Source organism: Mycobacterium sp. TH-M82 (genome assembly GCF_057473605.1).
The window spans coordinates 1-7,315 of record NZ_JBYCKY010000084.1 but is presented as its reverse complement, the minus strand read 5'-3'; the positions used below and the strand labels follow the sequence as shown (position 1 = coordinate 7,315).

Genomic DNA, 7,315 nt, shown 5'->3' with positions numbered 1-7,315 from the left:
GGCCGGGGGCGTGGTGCTGATCGGCGCCGGGGTGCTCCTGCTGGAGTATGGGTCCGAGATCGCCCAAGCGGCCGGTTGAGACTGCGTCCCGGGTCGTGGATTCCAGCGGATCACAGCCCTCGCTGCAATCTCAGCTAGCCTGACCGCTATGGCCGGCCCCAGCGCACCCGACGGCAGGATCCGCGTGGAAGCCGACTTCGACGCCGTCACCGCGACCGGCGCAGAAGACCACACCGGAATCGACCCCGCTGCGATCGAACGGATCTGGCAGGCCGTGCGGCACTGGTATGCCGCCGGGATGCACCCGGCGATCCAGCTGTGCCTGCGGCACGACGGCCGGGTGGTGCTCAACCGCGCGATCGGGCACGGCTGGGGCAACGCCCCGGCCGATCCGCCCGACGCCGAGAAGGTACCGGTGACCACTGACACGCCGTTCTGTGCATACTCGGCGGCCAAGGCGATCACCGCGACGGTGGTGCACATGCTGGTCGAGCGGGGCTGTTTCTCGCTCGACGACCGGGTCTGCGACTACCTGCCGGGCTACCAGCGCTACGGCAAGGGCCGTACCACGATCCGCCATGTGCTGACCCACAGCGCCGGGGTGCCGTTTCCCACCGGGCCGCGACCGGACGTGCGCCGGGTCGACGACAGCGCCTACGCCCGCGAGCAGCTGGCCACGCTGCGGCCGGTGTACCCGCCGGGGTGGATGCACATGTACCACGCGCTGACCTGGGGGCCGCTCATGCGCGAGATCGTCTCGGCGGCGACGGGTAAGAACATCCGCGACATTCTGGCCGCCGAGATCCTCGATCCGCTCGGGTTCCGGTGGACCAATTTCGGGGTGGCCCCAGACGACGTGCCGTTGGTGGCGCCGAGTCACGCCACCGGCGCGCCGCTGCCGGCGCCGATTGCGGGCCTGTTCCGCAAAGCGATCGGCGGCACCGTGCACGAGGTCATCCCCTACACCAACAAGCCGTTATTTTTGACCAGCGTGATCCCGTCGTCGAACACCATCTCCACCGCTTTCGAGCTGTCTCGGTTCGCCGAGATCTGGCGACGCGGCGGTGAACTCGATCGGGTGCGGATCATGGCCCCGGAGACGCTGCGGGCCGCGACGGCGCAGTGCCGGCGGCTGCGCCCGGACGTCGCGACCGGGTTGGTGCCGCTGCGTTGGGGCACCGGCTACATGCTGGGGTCGACGCGGTTCGGGCCGTTCGGTCGGGGCGCACCGGCGGCGTTCGGTCACCTCGGGCTGGTCAACGTCGCCATCTGGGCCGACCCGCAGCGCGGGCTGGCCGCCGGGTTGATCAGCAGCGGTAAGCCCGGCCGGGACCCGGAAGCGGGTCGGTATACCGCACTGATGGATACCATCGCGGCGGCGATCCCGCGGGTGGACTGACCAGTGTCGTCTCCGTACCGCCTCTTAAATTTGGGCCGTCCACGAGGTCTTAGGTCAGGTCGCCAGCCGCGACTGCGTTGTTCCACCAGGTGACCGTCGCGACGAGAATGCAGAAAATCGCACAGAATCGGCCCCAGCAGTGCGAGTTTGCGCATGCTGGCGCAAGGGGTGGGGCATGCTCGGCACAAGGGGCGGGCGAGGCAAGGGCGGGGCGGCGCGTTGAGCAGCGACGCCGGCGGTGGCGGAGGGATTTGAACCCCCGGACGGGTTTAGCCGTCTCTCGCTTTCAAGGCGAGTGCATTAGGCCGCTCTGCCACGCCACCGCCCAAAAGCGTAGCGGTGCTGGGTGCAGGCGGCACAGTTCCAAACCGCGCGGATCCGCAGCCCGTAACCTGTCGAGCATGCACGCCGTCGTCGTCGAATCCGCCGGCCGACTGGTCTGGCGGGAGGTTCGGAACATCGAGCCCGGACCGGGCGAGGTGCTGGTGCGGGTCAGCGCGGCCGGTGTCAACCGGGCCGACCTGCTGCAGGCCGCCGGGCACTACCCGCCGCCGTCGGGTGCCAGCGAGATTCTCGGCCTGGAAGTCTCCGGCGTCGTCGCCGCTGTCGGCGCCGGGGTGAGCAGATGGGCTGCCGGGCGAGAGGTCTGCGCCCTGCTGGCCGGGGGCGGCTACGCCGAGTACGTCGCGGTGCCGGCCGAGCAGGTGCTGCCGGTGCCCGCCGGTGTCAGCCTGCTCGACGCGGCCGGGCTGCCGGAGGTGGCCTGCACGGTCTGGTCGAACCTGGTGATGGCCGCCGAGTTGGCCGCCGGGCAGCTGCTGCTGATCCACGGCGGGGCCAGCGGCGTGGGTAGCCACGCCATCCAGGTGGCGCGGGTGTTGGGCGCGCGGGTGGCGGTCACCGCCGGATCGGCGGCCAAGCTGGAGTTCTGCCGCGACCTGGGCGCGGCGATCACCGTCAACTATCGCGACGAGGACTTCGTCGCGGCGGTCCGCGACGCCACCGGCGGTGCGGGCGCCGACGTGATCCTCGACATCATGGGCGCCGCCTACTTAGATCGCAACCTCGACGCCCTGGCCACCGACGGCCGGTTGGTCGTCATCGGCCTGCAGGGCGGGGTGCGCGGCGAACTCAACCTGGGCACGCTGCTGGGCAAGCGGGCGCGGGTGATCGCCACCGCGCTGCGCGGGCGGCCGGTGAGCGGTCCGCACGGCAAGGGCGTCATCGTCGATGCGGTGCAGGCCGAGGTCTGGCCGATGATCGCCGGCGGGCGGGTGAAGCCGGTGATCGGCGCGCGTCTTCCCATCGAGCGGGCGGGCGAGGCGCACGCGCTGCTGTCGTCGGGACAGGTGACCGGAAAGGTCGTCTTGACGGTCGGTTAGCTTTGGCCGAGCGTGCCCAAAAACGGGTTTCCGCCCGGCGCGTCGACCGGCGACGCGCACACTCGCGGCGAAGGGTGCGCGCGCCGTCGCGGCGAAGCGCACTCAGCCCAGCGACGCCAGCGCGCGGACCAGCTGGTCGACCTCGGCCATCGTCGAGTAGTGGCCCAGCCCGATGGTGACCGCACCCCCGATGTCGTTGACCCCGATCAGCTCGAGCACTCGCGATCTGGGGTTGGCGATCGCCAGGACGCCGTTGTCGGCCAGCCGCTGCACCACCCGCTCGGCAGGCACCTGGTGCACGGCGAAACTGAGCACCGGGATGCGCAACTCGGGCTGCCCGATCGTCATCACCCGGGACAGCGACCGCAGCGAACTCAGCAGGTAGTCGAAGAGCCGGCTCAGATACGCCGACGCCGATTGCATGGAGACGGCAAGCCTTTCGCGGCGAGTTCCGCGGGCAGACTCGTCGAGCGCAGCCAGGTACTCGATGCTGGCGACCAGACCGGCCAGCAGACCGAACTGGTGCACCCCGACCTCTAAGCGCTCCGGCCCGGCGGCGTGCGGGTTCATCGACACCGACGAAAACGAGTTGATCAGCCCCGGATCGCGAAAGACCAGCGCCCCGACCGGCGGACCGCCCCAGGCGGCGGCGTTGACCGCCACCACGTCGGCATCGATCTCGTCGATGTCGACCAGCCGGTACGGCGCCGCGACGGAGTGGTCGACAACCGCCAACCCACCCGCCTCGTGGACCAGCTTGGTCACCGTGCGCAGGTCGGTCGCCGTGCCCAGGGTGCCCGACGCCGAGGCGATGGCGACCAGCCGGGTCGACTTGGTGATCAGCCCCTCCCACTGGTAGGTGGGCAGCTCACCGGTCTCGATATCCACCTCGGCCCATTTGGCCTTGGCGCCGTAGCGGTCCGCGGCGCGCAGCCACGGCGCGATGTTGGCCTCGTCGTCGAGGCGGGTGACCACCACCTCGTATCCCAGGCCGACCCGCGACGACGCCGCATCGGCCAGCGCCGTCAGCAATATCGCGCGATCGGCGCCCAACACCACCCCGCGCGGGTCGGCACCGACCAGGTCGGCCACCGCCTGGCGGGCCGCCTGCAGCACCGCGGCGCTGCGCCGTGCCGCGGGGTGGGGGCCGGCCGTGGTCGCCAGCGAACCGCGGAACGCGGTCGAGACCGTCGTCGCGACGGAGTCCGGAATCAGCATGCCCGCCGGGGCGTCGAAGTGTACCCATCCGTCACCCAGCGTCGGATGCAATCCCCGCACCCGGGCGACGTCATAGGCCATGCCAGCCACCTCAAAGTTTCCGCGGAACGGGCAAACTGTGACCACAGTGAGTATCCGGGGCTCTCCGGACAGCGCCCCGCCGCGCCGAACCGGGTCACCCCCGGCAGACATACTAGTCCGGTGGGCTTGGCGTTCGGGGTGGTATCCGCGCTGTTGCTGCTGATCGTGCCCGGGACGGTCATCGCCGCGGCCGCACGGCTGACCTGGCCGCTCGCGGTAGCGGTCGGCCCGGCGCTGACCTACGGCGCGGTCGGGCTGGCGATCGTGCCGTTCGGCGCGGTCGGAATCGGGTGGAACGCTGCGACGGCGCTGGTCACGCTGGTGGTGCTGGTCGGCGTCGCGGCGGGCTTTCGGGTGCTGCTGGCCCGTTACCGGGCCGACGAAGCTGCGGTGCCGACCGGACCGATGCTCACGGTGGCCGCCGGGGTGCTGCTGGGCGCGGCGTTGATCGGGTGGGCGGCGGTGCGCGGCATCGGCGACTGGCAGAGCATCCCCAGCACCTGGGACGCGGTCTGGCACGCCAACACCGTCCGGTTCATCGGCGACACCGGCCAGGCCTCGCCGACCCACATGGGCGAGCTGCGCAACGTCGAAACCCACGCCGCGCTGTACTACCCGTCGGCGTTCCACGCGCTGACCGCGGTGCTGTGCGAGCTGACCGGCGCGGCGCCCACCACCGGCTTCACGCTGAGCTCGCTGGCCGCGTCGGTCTGGCTGTTTCCGGTCAGCGCCGCGCTGCTGACATGGCGGCTGCTGCGCCGCGCGGGAGTGTCCGAATGGCGCACGTCGGTGGCCGCCGGCACCTCCGCCGCGCTGTCGGCGTCGTTCACCTCGGTGCCCTATGTCGAGTTCGGCACCGCGGCGGCGCCCAACCTGGCCGGCTACGGAATCGCGGTGCCGGCGTTTTATCTGATCACCTCCACACCGGCGCATCGCGACCGGATTGGCGTAGCGGTGCTGGCGCTGGTGGGGGTGTTCTCGGTGCACCTCACCGGCGGGGTCGTCGCCGTGCTGCTGGTGGCCGCGTGGTGGTTGGGGGAGGCGCTGCGGCATCCGGTGCGCGGGCGCCGCGCCGACGCTGTGGCCCTGGCCGGTGTCGCCGTGGCGACCGGGCTGCTGCTGGCACCACAGCTGCTCAGTGTGCGCAACCAAGCCGACATCATCGCCGGGCACTCCTTCCTCACCCACGAGGGCAGGTGGTCGGGGCTGCGCGACGCGCTGCTGCAGTTCACCCGTCACCTCAACGACTTTCCTATCCAGTACGCGCTGATCGTGCTGGCCGCCGCCGGAGCGGTGATCCTGCTGGCCAAGAAGATCTGGTGGCCGCTGGCGCTGTGGGCGGTGCTGGTGGTGGCGATCGTGGGATCCTCGGCGCCGTTCGGCGGCCCGGCCGGCACCGTCATCGGCGCCGTCACCCAGCTGTTCTACAACGACCCGCGACGGCTTTCGGCGATGGTGACCCTGCTGTTGACCCCGATGGCCGGCATCGCGCTGGCCGGGTTGGTCGGTATGGTCGTTGCGCCGCTGCGGCGGGGTGCGCTGCGGCCGGTGACATGGGGTGCGGCCACTGCGGTGCTGCTGGTGGCCTCGACGGCCGGGCTGGCCCGGCACTACCTGCCGCGACACCGGGTGCTGTTCGGCGACAAGTACGACTCGGTGATGATCGACTCCCGCGACCTGGCCGCGTTCGCCTACCTGGCCACCCTGCCCGGCGCCCGCGACACGCTGGTCGGCAACGCCAACGTCGACGGCACCGCGTGGATGTACGCGGTGGCCGGTCTGCATCCGCTGTGGACGCACTACGACTACCCGGTGCAGCAGGGCCCGGGCCCGAACCGGTTCCTTTTCTGGGCCCACGCCGACGACGCCGACACCGATCCGCGGGTTGCCGATGCGATCCGTGCGCTTAATATCCGCTACGTGCTGATCTCCAGCCCGACCGTGCGGGGCTTCACCCTGCCCGAGGGGTTACTGTCGCTCGATGACTCCCGATCGTGGGCGAAAATCTACGACAATGGCGGAGCCCGCATCTACCAATGGCGCGGGAGCAAGCGGTAAGAGGCGCTAAGAGGAGGCGAACCCTGTTGAGCACCGACGACAGCGATGACGGCATCGAGATCCTCGGTGCCGACCCGCGGCTGCTGGCTGGGGCCCAGACCCAGGCTCAGCCCGAGGACGGCGCCGCGGAACAGTCGCTGACCGACATGATCGAGCAGCCCGCCAAGGTGATGCGTATCGGCACCATGATCAAGCAACTGCTGGAGGAGGTCCGGGCCGCGCCGCTGGACGACGCCAGCCGCAACCGGCTGCGTGAGGTGCACGCCGCCAGCATCGCCGAACTGGAGGACGGGCTGGCCCCGGAGCTGCGTGAGGAATTGGACCGGCTGACGCTGCCGCTGCGCGAGGACGCACCACCGTCGGACGCCGAGCTGCGCATCGCCCAGGCTCAGCTGGTGGGCTGGCTGGAGGGACTGTTTCACGGCATCCAGACGGCGCTGTTCGCCCAGCAGATGGCCGCCCGCGCGCAGCTGGAACAGATGCGCCAGGGGGTGCTGCCGCCCGGAGTCAAGCCCGGCGCCCACGGGCATTCCGGCACCGGCCAGTACCTGTAGGGGTTGGTCGGCGGTGGCGGCCCCTGATCGGCCCGACCCACACATCCAAACCCGCGACGCGTGGGTGGAGTTCCCCATCTTCGACGCCAAGTCGCGGTCGCTGAAGAAGGCGTTCCTGGGCAGGGCCGGCGGCGTGGTCGGGCGCACAGGCGCCAGCGTGGTGGTGATCGAGGCGCTGCGCGGCATCACCCTGTCGCTGTCGCTGGGCGACCGGGTGGGGCTGGTCGGGGTCAACGGCGCCGGGAAATCCACGCTGCTGCGGCTGCTTTCCGGCATCTACGAGCCGACGCGCGGCTCGGCGACGGTGACCGGCCGGGTGGCGCCGGTGTTCGACCTCGGGGTCGGCTTGGACCCGGAGATCTCCGGCTACGAGAACATCATCATCCGCGGGCTGTTCCTGGGGCAGACGCGAAAGCAGATGGCCGCCAAGGTCGACGAGATCGCCGAGTTCACCGAGCTCGGCGATCACCTGTCGATGCCGCTGCGCACCTATTCCACCGGGATGCGGGTGCGGCTGGCGATGGGCGTGGTCACCAGCATCGACCCGGAGATCCTGCTGCTCGACGAGGGCATCGGCGCGGTGGACGCCGAATTCATGAAGAAGGCCCAGTCCCGGCTGCAGA

The 7,315-nt window shown here is 70.7% G+C and carries 6 protein-coding genes and 1 tRNA gene; 5 read left to right on the top strand and 2 right to left on the bottom strand.

Annotated features, from left to right (window positions below; all coding sequences use genetic code 11):
- Positions 1–148 precede the first annotated feature (148 nt).
- Positions 149–1,399, top strand: a complete 1,251-nt coding sequence (gene lipE, locus AC2VON_RS02505) for a lipase LipE (RefSeq protein WP_486951519.1) — start codon at positions 149–151, stop codon at positions 1,397–1,399.
- 236 nt (positions 1,400–1,635) lie between these two features.
- Here lipE and AC2VON_RS02500 read toward each other — a convergent pair.
- A tRNA-Ser gene (locus tag AC2VON_RS02500) sits at positions 1,636–1,722 on the bottom strand.
- Between the two features lie 78 nt (positions 1,723–1,800).
- Here AC2VON_RS02500 and AC2VON_RS02495 point away from each other — a divergent pair.
- On the top strand, positions 1,801–2,781 hold the full coding sequence (locus AC2VON_RS02495; protein ID WP_486951518.1) for an NAD(P)H-quinone oxidoreductase: 981 nt from the start codon (positions 1,801–1,803) through the stop codon (positions 2,779–2,781).
- Positions 2,782–2,883: 102 nt separating this feature from the next.
- Here AC2VON_RS02495 and AC2VON_RS02490 read toward each other — a convergent pair whose 3' ends face one another.
- Positions 2,884–4,080: a cysteine desulfurase-like protein gene (locus tag AC2VON_RS02490; RefSeq protein WP_486951517.1), complete on the bottom strand. Its 1,197-nt coding sequence runs from the start codon at positions 4,078–4,080 to the stop codon at positions 2,884–2,886.
- 120 nt (positions 4,081–4,200) lie between these two features.
- On the opposite strand from AC2VON_RS02490, the gene AC2VON_RS02485 reads away from it, so the two are divergent.
- The 3 genes from AC2VON_RS02485 to AC2VON_RS02475 form a co-directional block, all read left to right on the top strand.
- Positions 4,201–6,138, top strand: coding sequence for a DUF6541 family protein (locus AC2VON_RS02485; protein ID WP_486951516.1), 1,938 nt, complete (start codon positions 4,201–4,203; stop codon positions 6,136–6,138).
- Complete coding sequence (locus AC2VON_RS02480; RefSeq protein ID WP_486951515.1) at positions 6,117–6,692, top strand: bacterial proteasome activator family protein; 576 nt, start codon at positions 6,117–6,119, stop codon at positions 6,690–6,692. Before AC2VON_RS02485 ends, AC2VON_RS02480 begins: the two co-directional genes overlap by 22 nt.
- A gap of 13 nt (positions 6,693–6,705) precedes the next feature.
- The coding region (locus AC2VON_RS02475; protein ID WP_486951514.1) for an ABC transporter ATP-binding protein at positions 6,706–7,315 on the top strand (610 nt) is incomplete at its 3' end.